This window comes from Cohnella abietis (genome assembly GCF_004295585.1).
GTDB classification, from domain to species: Bacteria; Bacillota; Bacilli; order Paenibacillales; family Paenibacillaceae; genus Cohnella; species Cohnella abietis.
Genome location: NZ_AP019400.1, coordinates 338,805 through 361,507, shown reverse-complemented (window position 1 = coordinate 361,507; position 22,703 = coordinate 338,805). Strand labels below are relative to the sequence as shown.

Genomic DNA, 22,703 nt, shown 5'->3' with positions numbered 1-22,703 from the left:
ATGAGAAGCTTGAAGCTTTATGCGCGATTTATCCCGATTTATTTCAAAAGTAAAACCGAGCACGGCTTTGGCTTTTATATGGATTTTGTCGGCTTTGCGCTCACTCATATCGTCAGCTATACGGTCATTTGGGCGTTAATGAGCCGGTTTCAGACGATAAACGGTTGGAGTATGTATGAGGTCATGCTTCTTTACACGCTTAATATGCTTACATATGCTATAGCGGCTGTATTTTTCTTTTTCCAAATGAATGATGTCGAAGAGGATGTGCATAAAGGCTCCTTCGACAGTCTGCTCGTCAAGCCAATCAATCCATTTATCCATATGATCATTCGTAGCTTCGGCCATTTTTTTCTCGGTGACATTGCCATTGCGATCATTATGCTCGGTTTCTGCTTCAGTCGTCTGGATATTCATCCCGACTTGGGCACTTATGTCAGCTTTGTGTTTATGTTGCTCGGAGCAGTGCTCGTTCAAGCTTCTTTCATCGTCATAACCGGCTCGATGTGCTTCTGGATTGTTCGCGCCCGATCGGTTGTGAATATCGTTATTTTCGGCATTCGGGGCTTTGCCGATTATCCGATTTCAATCTACGGTAAGTTTTTGCGGGTTATATTAACTTTTATCATTCCTTACGGCTTCGTCAATTTCTATCCATCCCATCTGATCCTCGATAAGGAAGGAGGCTCGCTGTTCGCATCATGGCTGCCTTACGCCACTCCGATCATCGGCTTGCTCCTGTTCTTCATCGCTTATCGGGTTTGGAATGCGGGATTGAATCGGTATCAAGGTACGGGAAGCTAGCTGGAGCGATTGGATTGGAATAGAAGGCCAGATCCTCTAACGAGGAATTCTGGCCTTCTTGTTGTGATCGATATTCGATCACTTGAGGTAACTGTCTTTCAAAATATAAACCAGCGGTGAAGCTCCTATCGCTGCGCCATAAGGATGAATCGTGATTCCCTTGCTGCCTTGCAGATCAATATCGTAAACGGTCACTTGGCCTTCTTTCACCGTCAATTCCCGAGTAAGTAATTGCTGCTTGTCGTTATATAGCTTGAATTTCAAGTCTTTGTCTCCGGCAATTATCAGATGCAGCGATGCATACTTTCTCCCCAAATCAATGCTCAAGGAATATCGTTCCGTATCGCTAGCTGCCATTGCGAACGCCCCGTTATATTGCTTACCTCCGAACACCAGCTGCTTTTTATCAATAATATCCTGGAACGTCCAGGTCGCAGTCTCCGGCTTGATTCCAGACGTATAGAAACTCACATTTTCACTCTCTCCAAGTCGGATCGTCTTCGTCTTACCTTCATATTGAATAGGGATATTGAATGCATCCGATATGGCGCGTATCGGCAAATAGGTCGTTCCGTTATAAGTGACTGGCAGAGCAATTTTTCCATTGGCATCGACCGGCTGCCAGACTTCACCATCCTTCACAAGCGTAAGGTCCCCGTCCAAAAAAGCCTTAATTGCTGTTATTTTCGTTGCCGCAAAAGCCCCAGTTGTAAATACGACAAGCGCCATGACAAAGATCAGAAGCAGCAACATCGATTTTTTCACTTTGAACTCCTCCTATTGGTTGATTCTTCCCAAATTTAGCATGATTCTACGAACACGCCTATTACTCGAAAGTAGTAGAAATCATGTTAAACTCGCATCATTGGAGGGTTGAGGGGCGCGATACTTTATGAATGAGCTGTGATCGGCTTTTGACATCTAATTTTTGGAATATGTTAGAAATATGCTTTTTCACGGTAGCCTCGCTTATGACCAGGTCCATCGCGACTTCCAGATTAGATCGACCCATTAATAACCGTTCCACGACTTCTTTTTCCCGCTGAGTCAATTCGTCCAAGGTACTTTCCTTTTTTTCGTCATCTTCTTGCAATCCGAACGAAGCGATCATTTTATTCACATAATTAAGCACTTTGTTCCCGCGAGTGTCTAGGAAATAATAAGATGTAGGCGTTATACCGTCATATTCTCGATGGAAGATGCCTTCTACCTTGTCAAGCCCCAAACTTGTGCAGATGGCGTGCGAGATCGGATTGCTGATTGGGGCAGCAACGATATAGCCGGTCGTGAGAATATGGTTGATCAACGTCGTTAGGGATGCATGCATCATCGCAATATCGGAAAAATCAAATACATCGAGCGTCTTAACGAAAAATCCGGATTTTCGGTTCTCGGTAACCATTAAGTCTTGCCTTACCGTCTCAGATAAAGCATTAAAATAGGGAGAGGACAGCGGCTCGGTTAACAAATAATCCATGGTCCTCTCGTTAATAGGAATAATCTCTATGATTCCATTAATATCTCCCTTTGCATTACGAATCAACTTCAGGCAGCTCGTATCCAATTCGTACAATTCTTTGAACCTGATTTGGTTCAGCACCTGGAGGCTTTCATGCTCAGTTAGTAGATAGCTCTCCTGCGTGTGAGTATCTTGATTCACGAATATAATTTGAGCAGCCTTCACTGTGAGACGCCTACGCTCAATGTACTGCTCTGCCTCCATCCAATTTGATTGGCTAAGCGGCTCTACGCTATAGGAAATCCAATGACCCTTCAATAAAAATTGAACGAATTGATTGCCGATATAATACAGAAACTCGGCATTTTCCCACGATACAGACTTTTTCCTCGCTGACTGCTTCAGTTTGTTCGAGTAATACAACACACAGCGTTTCCAGAGCTGGTTGTAGCGTTCAGGCATGCGAAGGCGTAAATCGTTAGCGATGGCTTCCCGAAGCAATTCATGGAGCAGCCATCCGCGATCGATTCGTTGGACAAAGGAAAAGGAAGCCAATTGTTGAAATTGCTCCGTCTGAACTGGCTTTCCAAGTAAGATGCTCAGCAACTCCTGATTGAAGTAGCGTGCGACGGCCGCCGACTCCACCAGCTCTCGCATTTCCGAATCGGGTACCTCTCTTAACCATGTACGCACAATATGCTCGAACAATACGTCATTATCCGCGGCATGCGGTACATTCTCCACCTGGGATATCGTAGTTGAAGCCAGCAGCGCCAAAGACAAAGGATGCCCTCTTGTTCGACTCCAGATATGACGGATTATTTCCTCGTCAACGATACCTGAGCGTTCTAAATAAGATTTGGTGACAGCGAAGTCCAAGTCCGCAAGCGGTAGCCGATAAACCACCTGCCTCCATACGGGCATTGCATACCACGAAGGCTGTAGAGGGGATCGCCCTGATAGGATGATCAGCACCTCTGGGTGCATGAGCTCAAGAAAGCTTTCCCTAAGCCAATGCTCCATCTCCCCAATTTCTTCGAACGTGTCCAGCGCAATAACGCATTTCCCGTTTGCTGGCGTTTCCTGAATCGCTTTCCGGCATAACTCCTTTAAGGTTGCAAGGTCCAGCGAGTTCTCAATTCTAGGCATGGGAAAATGAAGCAAGCGGAGCAGATATAAACAAAAGTCGACGGGTGTGCAGGAAAATATGCGGCAGTCCAAGAGCAGGAATGGGATTTCCGCTAGTTCGGATTGGCGCCGGAACTCGTGCAGCAGCGTAGTCTTCCCGACGCCGCCCGTCCCGTAAATGTTGAGAATTCGTCTTATGTCCGATACTTCTGATAATTGCTTCGTGAAGATTAGAATTTCTTGCTCCCTGCCAAGCAATTCTTGTAGCTCCCTCGTCACTTCACTCTCACCAGCCACTTTTAAGTACCTTTCTTCTCTGGACACAGGACTTCACCTCACTTCCGATACAATCTGGAAGAGCCAACCATACTTTTCCTTTATTTATAACTTATTTTATACTACTTTTTTCTAGAAAGGTGTAGAATCACAGCATTGTATGTAATCAAAAATACAGAGCAAGGCGGTCTTCTCGCCATGCTCTGTATTCAATAGATACTTACCTTATACCATTACTCGGTGTTGCCGATTTGACAGAAGTAGCGTTGCCTTCATCGCCCTTACTATTCACTGCCGTAACCTTATAGTAATACGTTGTACCAATGGCAGCCGTTGTATCTGTGAACTTCGTACCGCTAACTTGTGAGCCTATCGTCTGGTAAGTACCATTCGTAGAACCCGAGCGCATCACGTTATAACCTGTAGCGCCTTCAACCGAGTTCCAGCTGAGGATAACTTTCCCGCTGCCAACGTCTGTACTCGCATTGAAATTCCCTGGAGCAAGCATTCGCACAAGTATTGGGTTTATCGGTATTACGGGCTTAATTGGTGATATTATAATGTCTTTAAGATCGCTTGCCAGCGGCTTAGCCTCTTTGATAAGGGAGTCCTTGCTTTCTTTACCCATGCTATTCACCGCTGTGACCTTATAGTAGTACGTTTTGCCGTTTTCAGCCGTTGTATCTATAAACGTCGTATCGGTAACCTTGGAGACTATTGTTTCATAGTTACCGTCGAATGCATTCGAGCGCTTTACATTGTAGCCTATAACATTGCTAACCGTGTTCCATCTGAGGATGACCTTCCCACTATGCGGCTCAGCGATAAAATTGTCCGGAGCAGGAGGTATGACCAACAGGTCTACAGGAACTTGTGGGGTAACTGTGATTATTTCTGTGAATTCCCCCTTTTTAACAGATGCGATATTGCTGCCTTCGCTTTCTCCACTTTTATCAACCGCTGTAACGATGTAGCTATATCCTTTGAGAAAAGAAGCCGTTATATCTGTGAATGTAGTAACGTCAATATTTGAACCTATCGTCTCATAGGGCTTGCTGGAACCTTCAGATCGTTTCACGTTGTACACGATGAAGCTACTAATTTTGTTCCAGTTGAGAGTGACTGTTGAGCCCTCTCTTACTGCGGTTAAATTCTGAGGTGATGGCGGTGGCGGCTCCACAATAGTAACCGCTAGAGTACGGGAAGATGCACTTTCGCCATGTTCATTCACTGCTGTGACTTGGTAATAGTACGTATTCCCTTTGATAGCTTTTACATCCGTATACGTAGTACCTTTTATTTTGGAGCGTATTGTATTAAACGGTCCTCCAGGAGCATCCGCGCGCTTCACGTTATAGCTCGTTGCATCGTTAACCGTGGCCCAGCTTAGCTGAACATCAGTTCGGTTCAATAGAACTTCATTATACTTACCCAATTCACCTATCACACGAATAAGCTTGGCATTCAAGTTAGTAGGCGATTGCGGTGGTGGGCAATTAGTTTCTAGCTGATACAGCGGATATTTCAAGTTGAGCAAATTTTTCGAGATTTTATCTTTTGCTACCCATACGTCATAACCTGCGATCACATCCAATTTGAGAAAAGCGTCAACGTTGATAGAATCACATCGCCCCTGTTCATAATGCCGATTATAGCCTGCCTGAATCCCGGGATAAAGCTCAATACCAGCATATGCAATGTCTAATAAAGTCAGCGTCAATTGAAAATCCGGACCAGCAGCAATACTGGCATCAGCCTTTGAGTTCACATCTAACGTGGCTGTGTTCGTTGTTTTATCAATTGCTCGGAAGCCATTACTAAGCGAATAGCTGAAGCCTTCTTCAAGATGGAATCGATCCTCAAATTTAATGACTACTGAAGCTTTAAAATTAGGATCGATTCTCAGATTCAGTTGTCCTTTTATGAATACGCCAGTAAAGACGGGCACATAAAATGGAGCTGTCAACGGAATAAACTTGGGCTTAGTTAATGCCCCTTTTCCTGTATCGGCTTTCACTGTCACATTAGTTGTTATATCTCCAGTAAGTACAAGTTTTGAATAGAAATCCAAATCGAAATCAAACCAACCAATATCAACATCAAGACCAATATCTGCAATTACCCCTAAGTTACAGAAATTCATCCGAGCATCGAGAACAATCCCTTCGTAATTTACATTATTCAAAGCAATATTCCTGCATGGCAAGGTTACGGCTGTACTCTGTATGGCTACATCATTCGTCGTAATTTGGATAGATGAGTTAGCTGGGACGAGCATCTTAGAAGTTATGGCCTCTGTCGTATGCACGTCGAGCTTGGAAAAAACTTCTCTAAGCTTCGGAACGGATGTTTTCACAACAAGAACACCGTTCTCCTTAGTAACGGATTCCACTTTTTTCGCAATCCCGCCATAATATTTATCATTCGGAGGCATGACGAACACATCGCCAACATCTAATTTCAAATTCGGGTCGTTAATGACCCACGTAACGTCATCTCTTTTCGAATAAATCGTACTTTTGCTTTGCTTCACCTCAGGTTTGTATTCGACAATTTTACGGGTCGCTTCTGACTCCGTAGTCGGCAATTGCCCAGGTGAATAATGAAGCGCTCGCACTAACATAACCGCTGCTTCCGCTCTAGTAGAATTATTTCCGCCTTTGAACGAGCCATCTGGATTCCCTCGAATAATACCCGTTCCTAACGCTGCTTCGATCAAGTCACGATTGTTCTTAATATCCGCCTGATCCTTCACTTTTCCAAGTAATTTCTCTTCCTTTGGGGGTGGAAGCTGTAGCGCTCTTACAATCCATACCGCCATTTCGTAACGCGTAATGGGCTGGCTCGGCTTAAAACCGTCTGGAAAATCGGCGGGAAGCAATACGCCGTTCATTAATCCTGCAGCTATATAGGGTGCAGACCAGCGCCCCTGTTCAACGTCTTTGAACGGAACATCGCTGGAGCTTAGCGGAAGCTTCCTTAGCTCTACGAGCATCTTCAGAAACTGCTCCCGTGTTACATTGCCATTGGGCTGAAACGATCCGTCCTTGAAACCCGCCACGATGTTCGCTGCGGAAAGCTCAATAATATCTTTGCGCGCCCAATGAGATTGAATATCTCTGAAGGCTGAAGCTTGCCCCACTCCCTTGTTATCGCTCTCAGCAGCAGTGGCAAGATATGGAGAAATTATACTTAGCAGCATCAGAAAAATGGATAACCAGATCAATGATTTATAGCCTCTTCTAAAAATAATAACACCCCCCAATGAATTAGTTGCCCCAATGATATCACACCCATAAAAAGACCTATATTCTCCTAAAGATGTAGAAATCGAACAAGAACGTCAAAAAGGGCCACAACAGCTTGCCTTCCGGCAACCTATTACAGCCCTGAATTCCTCGACGCTTATAGATCGAATTTCATTAGTATACCGGCAATCAATTGATCGTGTTTACCAGTCGATGGCGAACCAATATGCCCTTTCTTAATTGCCATGCTTGCTATTTGAATTCATGGAGACGCTAGACTCCCGAACGATGAGCCGCGGCTCGAACTCCACACGCTCGTAATCGCTGGAGCCTGGATATTGAATCCGCTTGAGCAGCAATTCCGCAGCCAGTCGTCCAACCTCGCTACCCATGATAGAGACGGATGTAATCTGCGGTGTGGTTACTGTAGCCCATAAGTTATTATCAATACCTACAACCGCAATGTCCTCGGGAACCCGTACACCGAGCTCCTTCATACGATTGACTAACCCAATCGCCACCATGTCGTTGACCGCATAAATGGCATCCGGCATCCGCTTCAGACTATAGAAATAGTTAGCCGCTTGCCTGCCTGTCTCGAAAGAAAAGTCCTCGCCAAAGTAGACCAACGACGGGTCCACATGCTCCAAAGACTGCTCATAAGCAAAATAGCGTTCCTCAATCTTGTCTTTGGGCGCGCCTGCGTAGGCAATCCGGGTTCGTCCGATCTGCAGCAAATGTTCCATGACCAGTCTGCCTTCCTGACGCGCCATACCTACGATATCGGCTTTAATATCTTCGCTCAGCCGCTTGCCATAATTGATAATGGACACCGGAATACCTGCCTGATTAACCAATCCCTCAAGCTGCTTAGGGTAGGCCAGAGGCATGATGACTAGCCCGTCCACATGCAGCTTCTTCAGCTCACGCAGCGTCTCCAACTCCTGCATCGCATTGCCAAGCGTATTGATCTGCACCACGCGATAGCCATGCTGCTTAGCTGCTTGCTCGACGGACCACGCAATATCCGGAATGATTGCATTGCGAATATCCGGGACGGCCAGTGCGATCTGGCGGGTTTGGCGAATCTTCAGACTCTGCGCGGATGTGTTGGGCGTAAAGCCCATTTCCTCAATGACGCGCATGATTTTTTCCCGGGTCTTGGTACTAATGCCTTCACTATTATTAAGTGCACGGGAGACGGTAGCAATTCCGACTCCCGCTTCCCTTGCCACATCCTCAATCGTCGCCTTTTTGGCCCTCTTCATCATTCGTTGTTCCCTTCAAAATCGGAATCGTTTCCTAAACCTCTTTCATGCACGATCTCTACACCTATTATATCATAGCTCCAGCATGCTCGATCGCAGGTTTAGCAGATTTCTAAGCAAACTGTAACATAATCGAGCAATCCGCCATTTCACTCAAAATTCCGAGAATACAGGACTTAAAATGCGATTGACAGCATGTAAAATTCGTGACATGATAGTTTCCGGAAACGTTTCCTATTATTCCGGAAAATAATTTTTTCATTCTATAGTTCTAATTAGGGAGATGACCGATATGCAAGCGTTAAGATGGCATGGTCTGAAGGATTTACGCCTGGAGACGATTGAAGCCCCTGCCCCAAAGCGGGGTCAAGTCAAAATCAAAGTCGAAGCCTGCGGCATATGTGGCAGTGATCTGCACGAATACGCAGCCGGGCCAATATTCATACCGGAGGGAGCCCCCCATCCACTCACGAAAGAGCAAGCCCCTATCGTTATGGGCCACGAATTTTCAGGACAAATCGTGGAGGTTGGAGAAGGCGTTACGCGATTCCAGATTAACGACCGAGTCGTCGTCGAACCGATCTTCTCATGCGGCACGTGCGCAGCTTGCAAGCAGGGCAAATATAATTTATGTGATAAAATGGGCTTCCTCGGTCTAGCCGGAGGGGGTGGCGGCTTCTCCGAATATGTGGCCGCGGACGAACACATGGTCCACAAAATTCCGGACAGCCTCTCCTATGAGCAGGGTGCGTTGGTAGAGCCTTCCGCAGTCGTTCTGTACGCGGTACGTTCCAGCCAATTCAAGGTTGGTGATCGTGCCGTCGTATTCGGAACCGGGCCAATCGGTCTGCTACTGATCGAAGCGCTGAAGGCATCCGGAGCCTCCGAGATTTATGCCGTGGAACTATCCGCCGAACGCCGGAACAAAGCCGCCGAGCTTGGTGCAGTGGTTCTCAATCCCGCAGAAACAGACGTCGTCGCCGAGATTCAGCGATTGACCGATGGAGGTGCGGATGTGTGCTACGAAGTTACTGGTGTGCCCGCAGTGTTGAATCAGGCCATCGAAGCAACGAAAATCAGCGGACAAATAATGATTGTCAGCATTTTCGAGCGCCAGGCGACGATCCATCCGAACCAGCTTGTGTTGAAGGAGCGCAATATTGCGGGCATTATCGGCTACCGCAATGTTTTCCCGGCGGTCATCAAGCTGATGCAGCAAGGCTACTTCCCAGCAGAGAAGCTGGTTACCAAGCGTATTGGTCTCGGTGACATTGTCGAGGAAGGGTTCGAAGCACTAATTAAGGAAAAGAACCAGATCAAGATTATTGTCTCCCCAGGTAGCCACACCTAGAAATTGCATTGTATCGATACAACAAAAGTCGGGCATCCCTATTAAAGAGGATTCCCGACTTTTACATCTGATTTGCAATGTTCAGTTATCGAGTTATAACCCTCGGAAGTAAAAAAACGGTCAGCCCCAAGGACTAACCGCATTCGTTCTAGAGATTTTCGTCGATCTGAACAATCAAATCCTGTACGCCTTCTTTATTCTCTATGGTGATCGCTTGGTTCAAGGGATAAACTCTGCCGTCGCTGTTCGTGTATTGCGCCAGCTTATACTGTCCTGGCGGGATGCTAAGCTTGAAATGATCCCTATCCACTTCGATTAAGATGCGAAAAGAAGCTTGCTCGTTCGTCAGCTCCAGAAGACCTCCGGTCGCCTTCCCGAATGGACCGGCTACAATTTTACCGGCTACGTTTGGCGTCGGAAGCCGAAGAATGGAGGGACTGATAACTCCGTCCTTAACCGTAAACGTCATCGAGCTTGGAAAAACTGTCGACTGGCCAAACTTATGATGCTCGGTCACTTGATAGCTTCCGTCTGGCACATCCGCGTAAATCGTCCCTAACAACCAGTTCGTGTAATAACTTCTGGCAGACGGCGCGCTCAGGGATCGGAAAGAAACGACTCCGCTATCGATTGAGATGCCTTGATCGTTCTCCATAGCGAAAGTTGGGATCTTTGGCTGCACGTCCTGAATGCTCATCCAGCGCTGTAAGTTATAGCTCGCGGCAATATCATACGGAAGCCGTCCAAACCGGTCCTGCTTGTCCGTCTTCGCTCCTGCACGGAGCAACAGCTGCATAATTGAATAGTTTTGTGAACTAATTGCGCGGGCCAAAGAATCGTCCAGTCCCGGATCGGCCCCATGCTTCAGCAACATCTCTACGACGGCGGGAGAAGGTCCTTGGGTCACTTCCGATATTTCCAATACGGTACCTGATATCGTAGACGCCAGCTCCAATAACGTACTGTCTCGTTCGTGATAGTTCGGATCAAGTCCAGCGTCAAGCAGAAGACCAAGCATTTCGGCATTCTGAAGCGAAATAGCCATCGCTCCAAGATAGCGCTCCGACTCAATCAACTTGGCTCCACTCTTGATCAAAGCCCGTACCGCTTCAGTCCGGTTATTATTAACCGCGTACACAAGTGCCGTGTTGTCCAAATAAATCTGCTTCAACTTGCCGTTAGGATCAGCACCTTGCTTTACGATCTTTTCGATCGTCGCCGCATCACCTAGACTGGCCGCTTTGAACAACATTTTTTGAAGCTCCAGCCTAGCTTTCTCCGTTAACCCGATCGTCACCTGGTTAAGCTTTGCGTCATAGGTAACTTCTTTATCCAATACTAACTCCACAAAACGTTCCGGTACGTAGGCTCGCCCGTTCACGATGACCGGTGCCGCTGTCAACCGTACTTGTCGATTGCCGATCAATAGTTTCGTGCTACCGATTTCGATCTTGTATACCGTATTGGCCCGGCGTACGACGAGAGTTTTGCGATCTAGTCTCGCGTCTAACTTCAACGCTTGAAACAAAGTAGCGTAAGGAAGCATGATGCCCCCTTTTTCCAGATAAGGCTTAACCGGCCAACTCGTTTTCTCCCCGTCTACAATGACATTGATTGGGGATTGCGTTTTCCCAGCTGCGGTGGATATACCGCTTCCTCCCGTCACCACCACAATCGCCAACAAAGCGGTTCCGATCCAAGAAATCCATTTCCGTTCCGACGACATGACCTACCGACCTCCCCAAATCCATGCTTCCGGCATACATTCACCGAGTTCTCATTCAATTATAAGGGACGCCTCCAGCTTATGTCCTGTGCAATTTCCTTTTGCCCAATGCCACCGCAAACGAATTTTTCGTTCTCTTGGGCTCGTTGGCTGCTTTCAAGTTCTCTGAGCCCTGTAATCGCCCATATCTCGGATTTCATATAATCTTATCATCATCTTGCTTGCTCCCCCTCCTTCTTCGTGTGCACCAAGAGTCGATGTAAGGATAGAGAGTGTGCCTGTTTCATTTATCATATAGCTTACGATGTCTCCTTTTAGCCGATGGCGTGAAATATCGTTTAACTTACTATCCATGATCGCGATGCTGCTTAATCCAAATTGAATCACGACTCTCCCTAAAGAATCTACAGTTAATAAAGTTAATTCTGCTTCCTGCTTCTTTCTCGCCACAATGTGAAAGGATGCAGTATCTATTACTACAAGTTCCCTCTCAGAGAGATGCAGAAACAACTTTTGATTTTTAGTATCTACTGCCGAAGAAGTAATCCAGCCTTCCAACTCGATTTCCGCTACCCGCTCAAAATTTTCGGTCAAATATATTACCCTAGTACGAATGACTCCGGGGGAAAAAACTGTTGAAAAATAAAAGCTCCTTCCGATTTCATCAAATATGATTGTTCCGCTTGGAACGTTATTTTCCAACTTGAAGATTGCTTCGATCTCTCCATTACTATTTATTTTAAAGAATTCGGGTGACTGTCCTTCAGTACTTTTGCTCACATAAAAGGATTGATTTCGACTACAGAGAAAAGTCGTGCAATAAATCTCCCACCTTTTACTCAAGCCTGGTTCATATGCCCTGAGCTTATTCCACGCATTATTAAATGCAAGAAAAGCTCCATTCTCAAGTAGATGAACTGGATGCAACCTTGCGCCATTCAAGGGCGTCTCGGAAATCCTGTTTCCTTCATAATCGAACACATAATATTTTGACCGAATAAAGCAGAAAAACAAGAGATAGCCGTCGGATGCACTTAAATTGCCTGTATGACTGTTATATTGGAATGAGCTTATATCAAAGTTATACTCTAGCGTGCAGTTCGGAAGATAGGTATAGATACTTTCTTCCTTATAGGCCCCGCTGCTCCTATCATATGGAGGTATGCCAATTAAGTATTTATTGTCGCCTAAGGATCGAATTAATGCACCCTCGAATTCTGTCAACAGTGTTGCTTTCGTTTGATTCTTAATACGGCTTCTCTTGTTAGTCTCGGCGATATATTCATCTATTAAGGAGAGATTTCGTTCACATCGAAAATCGGTTTCCTTAACCTCGGAAATCATTCGATGATCGATCCAGAGCGTAACCCCCAGGAAATATTGAAGTAATTGCAACTTTTTACCTAAATCCTCGCAAGCGAATATCTCTTTAAGATACTTAACCTCGACCGAATCGAATCCAAGTTCTTCGATAAACAGTTTAGGCTTGCCGGATTTCTTAGGCAATCCATATCCATTTTCATTAATATGGCTGTCAATAACTTTTCCGTTTCTGTAGACCGCAATCCTTAGCACATCATCGTCGAAATATTCGATGGATAGAACGCTTCGGTTGATCTCTTTCGATAGTTTTTTCGCCATTTTCTCAAGAGTGCCGACCTGAAATTGCTCACTTACGACGGTAGTCCAATAATCCGATAACTGAGTTGCCCTGCTACCGGGTAATGCTTTCTCGATTTCATCGGTTGAACATTCTCGTACCTGCAGGTTAGCAAAGGTAGTGCCCATTTTATCGCCCCTAATCATTGGCTAACTTAACTTGACTTCGTCCCCTCAAGCTCTGCCGCAGCTCCTCAGCTACTCCCCTTTGCAGAACTCTAGTTTATTGAGTTATGTATCGCCATAAATCTACAACTAATACCTATATCTGTCAATATTCTGGGTTTACGACTAACTTTCACCGTGTTTCTTGTTTGCTAGCTGTCGAACAAGAACAGAACGCCAAAGAGGGCTGCAACAACCTGCCCATCGGCAACCTGTCACAGCCCTCAAAACCCGCATTCGGCGCGGATTTACTCCTTGCCCTCTAGCCCCGCATAGACCAGGCTTCTACATCCCACGTTTTTGTTACCCAATCCTCATAAAAATCAGGCTCGTGAGAGACGAGAACAACCGTACCCTTGTAGGCTTGTAGCGCTCGCTTCAGCTCGGCTTTGGCGACGACGTCCAAATGGTTCGTCGGCTCATCAAGCAGAATCCAATTGCTTTCTTGCATCATCAGCTTGCAAAGACGAACCTTCGCTTGCTCTCCACCGCTGAGCTGATTGAGAGGGCGCGTAATATGCTCATTCTTTAGACCGCAGCGAGCAAGCGCTGCACGTACCTCATGCTGTTTCATAAAGGAAAACTCATCCCATACGTCTTCTAGCGGAGTCATCGTTGGAGCCTTAGCCTCCTGCTCAAAATAAGCGGGAGATAAATAATCGCCCTGATACGTCTTGCCTTCGAGCGGAGGAATAACGCCTAGAATCGTCTTCAGGAGAGTTGATTTACCGACACCGTTGCAGCCTGCGATCGCTATTTTATCGCCTCGCTCAACGACCATGTTCATCTTGGGTAGAAGCGGCTTACTATAGCCGATCACCATTCCATCTGTTTCAAATACAGTCTTACCGCTCGGCCTAGATTCTTTAAAGTTAAAGGTCGGCTTTGCCGATTCCTCCGGCTTGTCGATGCGATCGATTTTGTCGAGCTGCTTCTCGCGGCTCTTCGCTCGTCCCGAGGTAGAAGCACGCGCCTTATTTTTATTAATGAATTCTTCTTGCTTTTTAATATATTCCTTTTGCTTCTCGTAGGCGTCGATATGCTGCGTTTTGTTCAGATCAGCCATCTCCAGAAACTTCTCGTAATTGGCCGAATATCGCGTCATCTTCGTAAATTCAAGGTGATAAATAACATCAACGATCTGGTTCATAAAGCTTGTTTCATGAGAAATAAGAACGAACGCGTAGGGATAATTCTTCAAATAGTTCGTCAGCCAATTAATATGCTCTTCATCCAAATAGTTCGTCGGCTCATCCAGCAATAAAACGCCCGGTTTCTCTAGCAACAGCTTGGCAAGCAGAACCTTCGTCCGCTGTCCACCGCTAAGCGCCGTAACATCTCGGTCAAGCCCAATCGCATTCAGACCTAAACCATTTGCCATTTCATCAACCTTCACGTCGATTAAATAGAAGTCACCAATTTCAAGCTCCTCTTGAATCTCTCCCATACGGACCAATAACTGCTCCAGCGTATCCGGATCGGCATCGCCCATCTGCACAGCAACATCGTTAAGCTCTTCTTCTAATACGAGTAAAGGTAGAAACGCATCTCTCAAAACATCACGAATGGTTTTACCTGCTTCAAGCTTCGTATGCTGGTCCAAGTAACCGTAACGAATATGCGGCGTCCATTCCACCTTACCTTCGTCCTTCAACTGCTTTCCTGTCAAAATATTCATAAGTGTCGATTTTCCTGTGCCATTCGCACCAACCAACCCGACATGCTCCCCCGCAAGCAAACGGAAGGACACATTTTTAAACAATACCCGATCGCCAAACGAGTGCGATAAGCTCTCAACTGTCAACAAACTCATTTTTCTATATCTCCATTCATTATGAACCTTAATTATTACTTGCAAATCTCTCGATTACCCGAATCATTGTATCACAACTTCAAATATAAAAAACCAGAGCAATAGCGGTTATCTCGCCACACTCTGGATTCAGTCGCTTCTAAAGTCTTTTCCCATATACCCTTAAATAATCTTCAATATCATTATAAACACCGCTCTGATTTGCGTATCGAACGTAATTTTTTGCGGTTTTTAGCCATTCTAGAGTAGATGCAGTCATACTTCCGAGAGCGTACTCTAAATCAGCCATCTGGACCGGACGTTCCACGCCTGTGTCGAGAATTTCCTCCAGCACCCTCTCAACCGCTCTCTCGCACACGTGCTCAATGTCCGCCCCAGAGAAAAACTCGCTATTCTTCGCTAGAGCAGCGTAATTGACGCCTTCGGCCAATCGATCTTGGAGCTTAAGCCGGTATATGCTTTCCCGCGCATCTTCGTCAGGCGGAGCTACAAAAACCAAGCGATCAAAGCGTCCCGGTCGCTTTAACGCATTATCCACGTCCCAGGGCATATTCGTTGCGCCAATAATAAGCACTTGATCAGTCGAAGTGTCGATCCCTTCCATCTCGGAGAGAAACGTGTCGACTACCCCACGGAAATTGGAAGATGACTTTGCCCGATCAAATCCAATCGCATCCAGCTCGTCGATGAACAGAATGCTCGGCTTTTGGGAACGCGCTTTAGCGAACAGGTCATGCAGGTTTCTTTCACTTACGCCTATATAAGGATCGAAAATATCCGTAATATGTATAGGTATAAATTTCGCGCGGCACTCTCCTGCCGTTGCTTTTGCCATAAACGTTTTGCCGCAGCCTGGGGGCCCGTACAGTAGGACTCCTCCGCCCGCTTTCTTCTTGAACTTGGAAAATAGGCCGACGTTTTGGAACGGACTTATGATTTTCATTCGAATCGTTTTTTTAAGCTCTGTTAGTCCGGCTACACTGTCAAAATTAATAACATCCCGTTCGGAATCCTTGCTATCCGAGTTAGAATCGCTTTTTTTCCCGGAAATGACTTGAAAAGGACGATGCTTTTCATTTGACTGAATGGTTTCGCGCACAGGCTCGGACTGAACTTGAGCCGGCTGAGCTGATTGGGTCGGTTGGGTCGGTTGGGTCGGTTGGGTCGCTTGAGGCGGTTGAGTAGGCTGAGCCGCAATTACCAGCTTCTCCAAAAGATTTGGCTTTTGATCCTCGGATGAAACCTTCAACCCTTCTGTAAAAGCAAGCACCGCTTGAACAGATTCCTGCCGCTCCAAATATTCGATTCCTAGCCAGTACCAGCCTTCTGCTTCGTCCGGTAGCCGCTCCGTTATACTTTTTAACCAGTTCAAACGATTCACAATAACATCACACCCTATAATTAGTGTTTTTCAACAGCGCTTTTCTTACATAAAATGCAATAATCATTCCAAATGGCCCGGATACGAATATTAACATTACCCCTAGCAGGAGGATGCCATCGGCGGCGATTTTTCTTTTTACGTTGGAATTTAATAGTGCCTTCCAGTAAGACAAGCCGGAATCCAAAGCCTCTTGATGAATGAGCACCAGCGATTTGGCTAGATAGATATAAACTCCTAAAAAAATAAATCCAGTAATTCCCCAGCCCAGAAAGTTGTCGTTGTAGGGATATAAGAACAGTACAAGTAGAGTTACCCAAAACCATAGAAACGGCATTCCGCCGATCTTATCTGACCAGCTTATCGGAAAGAGTAGTGGATTCGCTTGATTTTCAAGCAATCTGACATTCCTCAGCAAGCTTTTGTCAGCGGGATTGGAAAGATAGGCTTGCCGAAAATGCTCTCTGGCCGCTCGATAGTTCCCTCTGTAATACTCGGTAATACCCATTTGGGATAAGCTTGCCGTTTGGTCGTCTTCGAATCTCATATATTTTTCGAGTGTAATCATATTACTGTTGTTATGGTTTCCAGCGATGTCATAGTACAGCCTGTGACGAAGCACTTCTGAATCATTCGGATCCAGCTTTTCGGCCTGGTTCAGCATATGGAGTCCTTGTTTCCATTCGCCAGTTTGAATTAGCAGGGCTCCATAAGCTGCATGAAGTCGAGCGTTGTTCGGACTTTTCTCTAACGCTGCTAGATACGCACACTCAGATAACGCCCATTGCTCCTTCTCTAAATAGATATGGCCGAACATATATTGAACAGCAACAAAATCGTAACCATATCTAAAAGCGAATCGCAAATGTTCCTCTGCTTGATCATACTCATCCAATAGATAATAAACTCTTCCAGCCAAAAAGTGCAGATGAGCATCCTCCGGACTTTCCGCCAAGCCTTCATGCACGAGTACCTTCGCTTGATCGTATCGTTTGATGTCCAAATAATGTTCGATCATAGGGAGCAATTTTCTTTGCTGTAATTCCATTTGAAACCTCCTACTAGGAGAATAGAGCAACACAGATAATAATATCGATGATCAAGCTAATAAGACTTGCGTAAATAGACAAGCCTCGATAAGACATATTATAATATTCGCTATGGTAAACCATATGGAGACGGTAGGGGACTTTTAATGCGTGATAATACACCGCAAACAACAAAAGGTCCGGTATTTTGAATATACTAAAGCCAAACCGCTCGGCTGGAAGCTCAAAATTATGAATAGCCACCCATATGAGGACAATTTTCCCCACTAAGCTGACGATAGATAACATCAACAACGTCCAAAATACTGATTTGCGAAGGCGCAGCATTTGCGCGTTTTTAAGCCCTATGAACGTTAGAGCAGTTACCCCGCCAAACAGAGCAACGTAAAAAAGGTTCGCAATTCGATAAGTTGTCGTTTTTTTCGAATTCTCGGTTAATAACGGTTTATAATTGTTCATCAATTTCACCTATACCATCAAATCGTCTTGTTCTATCTACATAATTCGACATTGCATTTATATCCTCCTTTTTCCACAACAAAAAACACATCACCAGGCGCACAGTCCTCGTGGCGATGTATTTCAGTTCCTCTTCATCAACTTATTATTCGCTGAATCACTCTCTTATTTCTTGGAGTTCGCATTAAAAAGCTGCACATATTCGTCCTTGGTTAAGCCGAATAATATGGAGTTTAAATACTGACCATTCGTGTAGAAAACTTGGCGACGAACTCCCTCTTGAATACAACCGACTTTTCTCAACATCGCAGCAGAGGCTTCGTTTCCTTCAAGCACGTAATCATTAAACTTATTAAGTCTACGCTCAAAAAAAGCATACTTCAAAAGTATGTGCACAGCTCTTGTACCATATCCCTTGCCTCTGTGGTCTCTGTCGATTTGAATACCAATACTGAAAGTGCCGTTTCTTTCGTCGATACTATTTAGGTTAATTCCGCCAACATTTTCACCATTTATGTTTTCAATTGTAAACATAAGACGATTCGAAGAGAAATCGGTGAAGCTTTCTGCGAACGCTTTTGCCTCTGTAATTGTAGGTGGTAGTTCAACTGCACATTCAAGAAGACGCCGTGCAGGAGTATCAAACCTATTAATATAATGCCCTTCCCAATCTTCCGGTTGTATTGCGCGTAACCTTATTACTTCATCCTGCCAAAAATAATTACTATAATCTATTTGTCTCATATAATCCTACCTCCATTATTGGTTAATACGCCCTCTCAATTTTACCTAAATAATCCAATATGGAGGTAGTATTTATTCTTTATAAGTAATCTGTCCGTTCTCAGTGTCTTTTCCCCGAGCAGCACTATAGCTACATAAAATTAGAGAAATACGATCATAAACATCGTTAATGCGTCTTTGGAGGCGTCCCCACTAGCTATTAACGATGAAAAACATTATACTTCGACGAAAATGGTCAGGCGCAGAGGACTATTGTGTAGAAAGTACGATCATAAACATCGTTAATGCGTCTTTGGAAGCGCCCCTACTGGCTATTAACGATGAAAAACATTCTACTCAAGCCTCTTGTCACAAGAGTGCGGGGCACTTTGGCACTTTGGGGTACTTTATTTGTCTCCTAGCAACCAGTGCGTATTGAAATAGGGTAGTGATTTTATACTTTCTGAAAAGTGAACAAAAGGCATGCCCAGAGGCACGCCTTTTATAGTTACACATATTATCGTGACCTACACGGGTCAACCCTTGACACTTCCAAGCACAAGCCCCGAAGTGAAGTATTTTTGCAGGAACGGATACACGAGAAGGATCGGCAGTGTGCCCACGAAAAGCTGAGCTGCGCGGGACGTTCTGGCGTTTACGAAATTGAGCAAATCAGAGTATTCTCCTCTGGCCATGCTGATAAAATTTTCAGGATTGATGATGATCGTCTGCAAGTAGCTTTGAAGCGGATAATGTTCCGTACGGTTCATTAAGATAAGGCCTTCAAACCAGGAATTCCAATGGTTGACGATACAGAACAAGGCTAACGTGGCCAATGCCGGCTTCGATAGAGGTGTGAAAATTCGCCAAAGCACCGTCCAATGAGATGCACCATCCATAAAAGCCGCTTCCTCCAGCTCTTTAGGCAAACCTCGAAAAAAGTTCAGCAGGACGATGACGTTAAACACAGGCAGGGCACCGGGCAAAATCAATGCCCAGATGGAATCGATCAAGCCGGTTTTGCTGATGACCACATACCACGGGATCAACCCCCCGCTGAACAAGATCGTCACGAAAAAGAACCAAGCGTACATGCCGCGCCACTTGAAGTTTCTTCTCTCTTTGGACAAGGAATAGGCGGCAAGAATCGTAAGGAACATATTAACGCCAACACCGAGCACGACCCTTTCCACAGATACCCAAAGAGCACGAGCAAACTGTTCGGACTTCATGACGAACTCGTAAGATTTCCAATTAAAATCAATAGGCAAAAATTTCACATCCCCGGCAGCGACAGCGGTGCTTCCGCTTAACGAGGTTGCCAGAAGATTAATGAACGGCAGTAGGCAGAGTATCGCCGTAAGCGCCAGAAAAGTGTAATTGCCTACAACAAACAGTCTTCTTCCGAAAGTGTCGTAGCGATTCATGGGGAATTCATTCCTTCTATTAGAATATGCGATAGTCCGCAAACCTTGAAGCCAAATAGTAAGAGATCGAGATTAAGGTGAATGAGACAACTGATTTAAACAATCCGATTGCCGTAGCCGGAGAATACTGGGTCTGTTCGATGCCGAGCCGGTACACGAACGTGTCGATGATGTCGCCCGTCTCATACACGGAAGCACTGTATAAATTGAAAATTTGGTCAAAGCCCGCATTCAGTACGTTTCCGAGACTCAACACAGACATTAGGATGATGATAGGCATAATTCCTGGTAATGTGATGAATAACGTTTGCTTCCATCGGTTAGCCCCGTCGACGCGGGCCGATTCGTAAAGCGATGGATCAATGCTGGTCAGCGCGGCCAGGTAGATGACCGTTCCGAATCCGAATCCTTTCCATATATCGGATACAATCATCGTGATAGGAAACCAAAAAGGATCGCCTAGAAAGTATATGGGCTTGATGCCGACCAAACCGAGCGCCTGATTAACGATTCCATCCGAAGGCGATAGAATATCGATTAGCACGCCCCCCATAATAATCCAAGATAGAAAATTGGGGAGATAAATGAGTGTCTGGAACGATTTCTTAAATAGCGATTTCCCCACTTCGTTCAATAGCAGGGCGAAAGTAACCGGCACGACGATCATGCCTACGATCTTGAATAATGCGATCGTCAACGTATTCCATAAGATTTGCATCGAGCCGGGCATATAATAGACGTATTTGAAGTTGTCAAAACCGACCCAAGGCGAACTAAATAAATGTGCCGGATTGAACTTCTGAAAGGCTATGAAGAGTCCGACCATGGGAAGATAACTATAAATGAGTACAACAATCACCGAGGGAAGCAGCATCAAGTGCAGCGGTGTGGTTCGGCTTCTTCCGATTCTTAGCAACGCCTTGTCTCCTTCCTAAAAAAGCACGGACGAACGAGGAAATTCGGAAGACTTCCCCGTCCGCCCTATTTTCTTATTTGTTGTATTTATCGTTCATTTCTTGCGTAATGGCTTCGCCGCCGAGTTTATTCCAGTTGCTAACCATCTTGTCGAATTCGTCCAATGAAGCGCCCATAATGATCTTGGTGATAGCTTCTTTCTCGAGCTTCTCCAATGTCGCTTTCTTCTCGGCCATCGTAGGCGTATCCACGCCGCGATATTCCGTCGGCAACACGTTGCCGTTATCGAACAGCTTCTGCAATACCGAGAACGAGCCTACCGAAGAGTTTTGCAGCCAAGCGCCTGCGGAATCCGGATCTTGCGATTCCACCCATTTAAGCGCCGCGCTATATTTGCCGACGGACGAACCGGCCAACTTCGAGGTGTCCTTCGTTTCCAAAGCCTGCGAGATTTGCGTGTATTCCCGCGCGCTCTGATCTGGATCGCTGACTCCGATTGGAGCGTTCCACATTCTTCCACCAGCAGTGAAGTTAATGTACTCGTCCGCGTCGTTTGTTTGGTTAATTTTGACATACAGGTTGATGAGTTTGATCGCGGCTTCTGGATTCGCGAACTTCTTGTTTACAACAATGTAGCTACCTACCGGCCAATTGCCCGGCTGCTTCACGGGTTGACCGTCCCCTGAAGGAATCGCGTAAGGCATCAGAATAGCGCCGTTGCCGTTTTTCTTGATAATATCCGGTCCCGGATAATAGCCGTTCCAGTTGGAGCCGATCTCAATGCCGACTTTGCCGTTCGTCAGATCTTCGGCAATTTTAGCCGTATCCTTCAGGCCGAACTCCTTGCTGATCAAGCCTTTTTTGAACATGTCCTGAAGAACCGCCAAGCCCGCTTTCATCTCCGGCTGTACCGAGCCGTAAACGATTTTGCCAGAAGCATCCTTGATCCACGCGGCCGGGTAAGCATGATAAGCATTGAAAATGCCATCAGCAAGCGCGACTCCAGTCGCCGAAATGGAGGTGTCATAAAGGTTTTTATTGATAGCAATACCGTAAGTGTCGTTCTTTTTGTTGCCGTCCGGATTTTCCGTCTTAAATACTTCCGCAATGTGGAGAAGTTCGTCCATCGTCTTCGGAGGAGCAAGGTTGAACTTTTTCATCCAATCGTCGCGAATCCAAACGACGCTCGGAACGGCAATCATCCCGAAATGCTGGGTGGAAATACCCATCAGCTTTCCGTCGATGATGCCGGATTCAAAACCAGCTTTGTCGGCCTCCATGATCTTTCTGAGTTCTGGAGAAGCGAACTTCTCGTAAGCTTCCATCAAGTCCATGTTGAGACCGGATGCGGTGACCTGCGCGAATTGAACGTTGTCGACCGTATATACATCGGGCAGATTGCCAGACGCGATGCTGACGTTCAGTTTGGTTGTATACTGCGTCGCGTCCGCTGTCCACAGGTTTTCCATCTTAATGTTAAAAGTACTCTCAATCGCTCTTGTCCAGAGGTTGTCGTCGTACGTATCTTTGTCCAGCTGGGTAATGCCCGTATTGGTCTTCAGCGCCGTCGTCACTTTGAGCGGCTTCTCGTATTTCGACCATGGTCCTTCTTCGTTAGCCGCGCTTGCCGATGGTGAAGCGGCGGATGTTTCACTAGCGGGAGTACCACTGCTTTCGCTTGGCTGGCCTGCATTTTCTTTTTTGCCGCAAGCCGATACAACCAGAACGAGAACAAGCATAAAAATTACGATCGCGCTTGTGCGAGTTTTCTTTGTTTGCCTCAACATAAACCCTCCTTGAATACGGTTCGTCATAATCTTCTTGGGGAGGGGCCCCTATGAATTATTGTAAG

Annotated in this window: 16 protein-coding genes; 2 read left to right on the top strand and 14 right to left on the bottom strand. The window is 45.8% G+C overall.

All coding sequences use genetic code 11. From position 1 onward, the window contains the following. The gene (locus tag KCTCHS21_RS01475; RefSeq protein ID WP_130604803.1) at positions 1-804 is read left to right on the top strand and encodes an ABC transporter permease; all 804 of its coding nucleotides are present in this window, start codon (positions 1-3) and stop codon (positions 802-804) included. Between the two features lie 78 nt (positions 805-882). Here KCTCHS21_RS01475 and KCTCHS21_RS01470 read toward each other — a convergent pair whose 3' ends face one another. The 4 genes from KCTCHS21_RS01470 to KCTCHS21_RS01455 all read right to left on the bottom strand — a co-directional run bounded on the left by KCTCHS21_RS01470 (position 883) and on the right by KCTCHS21_RS01455 (position 8,183). Continuing rightward, positions 883-1,569, bottom strand: coding sequence for a stalk domain-containing protein (locus KCTCHS21_RS01470; protein ID WP_130604802.1), 687 nt, complete (start codon positions 1,567-1,569; stop codon positions 883-885). A 97-nt stretch (positions 1,570-1,666) separates the two neighbouring features. Then, entirely contained in the window at positions 1,667-3,715 is a 2,049-nt protein-coding gene (locus KCTCHS21_RS31880) for a LuxR C-terminal-related transcriptional regulator (protein ID WP_269472738.1), read from the bottom strand. Between the two features lie 172 nt (positions 3,716-3,887). After that, entirely contained in the window at positions 3,888-6,893 is a 3,006-nt protein-coding gene (locus tag KCTCHS21_RS01460; RefSeq protein ID WP_130604801.1) for an S-layer homology domain-containing protein, read from the bottom strand. 258 nt (positions 6,894-7,151) lie between these two features. Further along, entirely contained in the window at positions 7,152-8,183 is a 1,032-nt protein-coding gene (locus tag KCTCHS21_RS01455) for a LacI family DNA-binding transcriptional regulator (protein ID WP_130616293.1), read from the bottom strand. 292 nt (positions 8,184-8,475) lie between these two features. Between KCTCHS21_RS01455 and KCTCHS21_RS01450 the strand changes: the two genes are divergently transcribed. Further along, complete coding sequence (locus tag KCTCHS21_RS01450) at positions 8,476-9,534, top strand: 2,3-butanediol dehydrogenase (RefSeq protein WP_130604800.1); 1,059 nt, start codon at positions 8,476-8,478, stop codon at positions 9,532-9,534. 148 nt (positions 9,535-9,682) lie between these two features. Here the strand turns inward: KCTCHS21_RS01450 and KCTCHS21_RS01445 are convergent, their stop codons facing one another. The 10 genes from KCTCHS21_RS01445 to KCTCHS21_RS01400 all read right to left on the bottom strand — a co-directional run bounded on the left by KCTCHS21_RS01445 (position 9,683) and on the right by KCTCHS21_RS01400 (position 22,638). Continuing rightward, the gene (locus KCTCHS21_RS01445; protein WP_130604799.1) at positions 9,683-11,260 is read right to left on the bottom strand and encodes an ankyrin repeat domain-containing protein; all 1,578 of its coding nucleotides are present in this window, start codon (positions 11,258-11,260) and stop codon (positions 9,683-9,685) included. Between the two features lie 156 nt (positions 11,261-11,416). Then, complete coding sequence (locus KCTCHS21_RS01440; protein ID WP_130604798.1) at positions 11,417-13,048, bottom strand: hypothetical protein; 1,632 nt, start codon at positions 13,046-13,048, stop codon at positions 11,417-11,419. A 298-nt stretch (positions 13,049-13,346) separates the two neighbouring features. Then, positions 13,347-14,897 carry an ABC-F family ATP-binding cassette domain-containing protein gene (locus tag KCTCHS21_RS01435; RefSeq protein ID WP_130604797.1) on the bottom strand — a complete coding sequence of 517 codons (1,551 nt, stop codon included), beginning with the start codon at positions 14,895-14,897 and terminating at the stop codon, positions 13,347-13,349. A 139-nt stretch (positions 14,898-15,036) separates the two neighbouring features. Further along, positions 15,037-16,278 (bottom strand): ATP-binding protein, encoded by a 1,242-nt coding sequence (locus KCTCHS21_RS31450; protein WP_179952654.1) that lies wholly within the window; start codon positions 16,276-16,278, stop codon positions 15,037-15,039. Between the two features lie 7 nt (positions 16,279-16,285). Further along, positions 16,286-17,326: a tetratricopeptide repeat protein gene (locus tag KCTCHS21_RS01425; RefSeq protein WP_130604796.1), complete on the bottom strand. Its 1,041-nt coding sequence runs from the start codon at positions 17,324-17,326 to the stop codon at positions 16,286-16,288. Between the two features lie 13 nt (positions 17,327-17,339). Beyond that, positions 17,340-17,786 (bottom strand): hypothetical protein, encoded by a 447-nt coding sequence (locus tag KCTCHS21_RS01420; protein ID WP_130604795.1) that lies wholly within the window; start codon positions 17,784-17,786, stop codon positions 17,340-17,342. Positions 17,787-17,951: 165 nt separating this feature from the next. Beyond that, complete coding sequence (locus KCTCHS21_RS01415; RefSeq protein ID WP_130604794.1) at positions 17,952-18,530, bottom strand: GNAT family N-acetyltransferase; 579 nt, start codon at positions 18,528-18,530, stop codon at positions 17,952-17,954. A 515-nt stretch (positions 18,531-19,045) separates the two neighbouring features. Further along, complete coding sequence (locus tag KCTCHS21_RS01410) at positions 19,046-19,936, bottom strand: carbohydrate ABC transporter permease (protein WP_130604793.1); 891 nt, start codon at positions 19,934-19,936, stop codon at positions 19,046-19,048. Between the two features lie 19 nt (positions 19,937-19,955). Next, the gene (locus KCTCHS21_RS01405) at positions 19,956-20,810 is read right to left on the bottom strand and encodes an ABC transporter permease (protein ID WP_130616291.1); all 855 of its coding nucleotides are present in this window, start codon (positions 20,808-20,810) and stop codon (positions 19,956-19,958) included. A 115-nt stretch (positions 20,811-20,925) separates the two neighbouring features. After that, the gene (locus KCTCHS21_RS01400; RefSeq protein ID WP_157993912.1) at positions 20,926-22,638 is read right to left on the bottom strand and encodes a type 2 periplasmic-binding domain-containing protein; all 1,713 of its coding nucleotides are present in this window, start codon (positions 22,636-22,638) and stop codon (positions 20,926-20,928) included. Positions 22,639-22,703 lie beyond the last annotated feature (65 nt).

Excerpts from the sequence above, each read along its gene's own strand:
- KCTCHS21_RS01475 (WP_130604803.1), top strand. The coding sequence starts at position 1 with ATGAGAAGCTTGAAGCTTTATGCGCGATTTATCCCGATTTATTTCAAA.
- KCTCHS21_RS01455 (WP_130616293.1), bottom strand. The coding sequence starts at position 8,183 with ATGAAGAGGGCCAAAAAGGCGACGATTGAGGATGTGGCAAGGGAAGCG.
- KCTCHS21_RS01450 (WP_130604800.1), top strand. The coding sequence starts at position 8,476 with ATGCAAGCGTTAAGATGGCATGGTCTGAAGGATTTACGCCTGGAGACG.
- KCTCHS21_RS01445 (WP_130604799.1), bottom strand. The coding sequence starts at position 11,260 with ATGTCGTCGGAACGGAAATGGATTTCTTGGATCGGAACCGCTTTGTTG.
- KCTCHS21_RS01440 (WP_130604798.1), bottom strand. The coding sequence starts at position 13,048 with ATGGGCACTACCTTTGCTAACCTGCAGGTACGAGAATGTTCAACCGAT.
- KCTCHS21_RS01435 (WP_130604797.1), bottom strand. The coding sequence starts at position 14,897 with ATGAGTTTGTTGACAGTTGAGAGCTTATCGCACTCGTTTGGCGATCGG.
- KCTCHS21_RS01425 (WP_130604796.1), bottom strand. The coding sequence starts at position 17,326 with ATGGAATTACAGCAAAGAAAATTGCTCCCTATGATCGAACATTATTTG.
- KCTCHS21_RS01420 (WP_130604795.1), bottom strand. The coding sequence starts at position 17,786 with ATGAACAATTATAAACCGTTATTAACCGAGAATTCGAAAAAAACGACA.
- KCTCHS21_RS01415 (WP_130604794.1), bottom strand. The coding sequence starts at position 18,530 with ATGAGACAAATAGATTATAGTAATTATTTTTGGCAGGATGAAGTAATA.
- KCTCHS21_RS01410 (WP_130604793.1), bottom strand. The coding sequence starts at position 19,936 with ATGAATCGCTACGACACTTTCGGAAGAAGACTGTTTGTTGTAGGCAAT.
- KCTCHS21_RS01405 (WP_130616291.1), bottom strand. The coding sequence starts at position 20,810 with ATGCTGCTTCCCTCGGTGATTGTTGTACTCATTTATAGTTATCTTCCC.
- KCTCHS21_RS01400 (WP_157993912.1), bottom strand. The coding sequence starts at position 22,638 with ATGTTGAGGCAAACAAAGAAAACTCGCACAAGCGCGATCGTAATTTTT.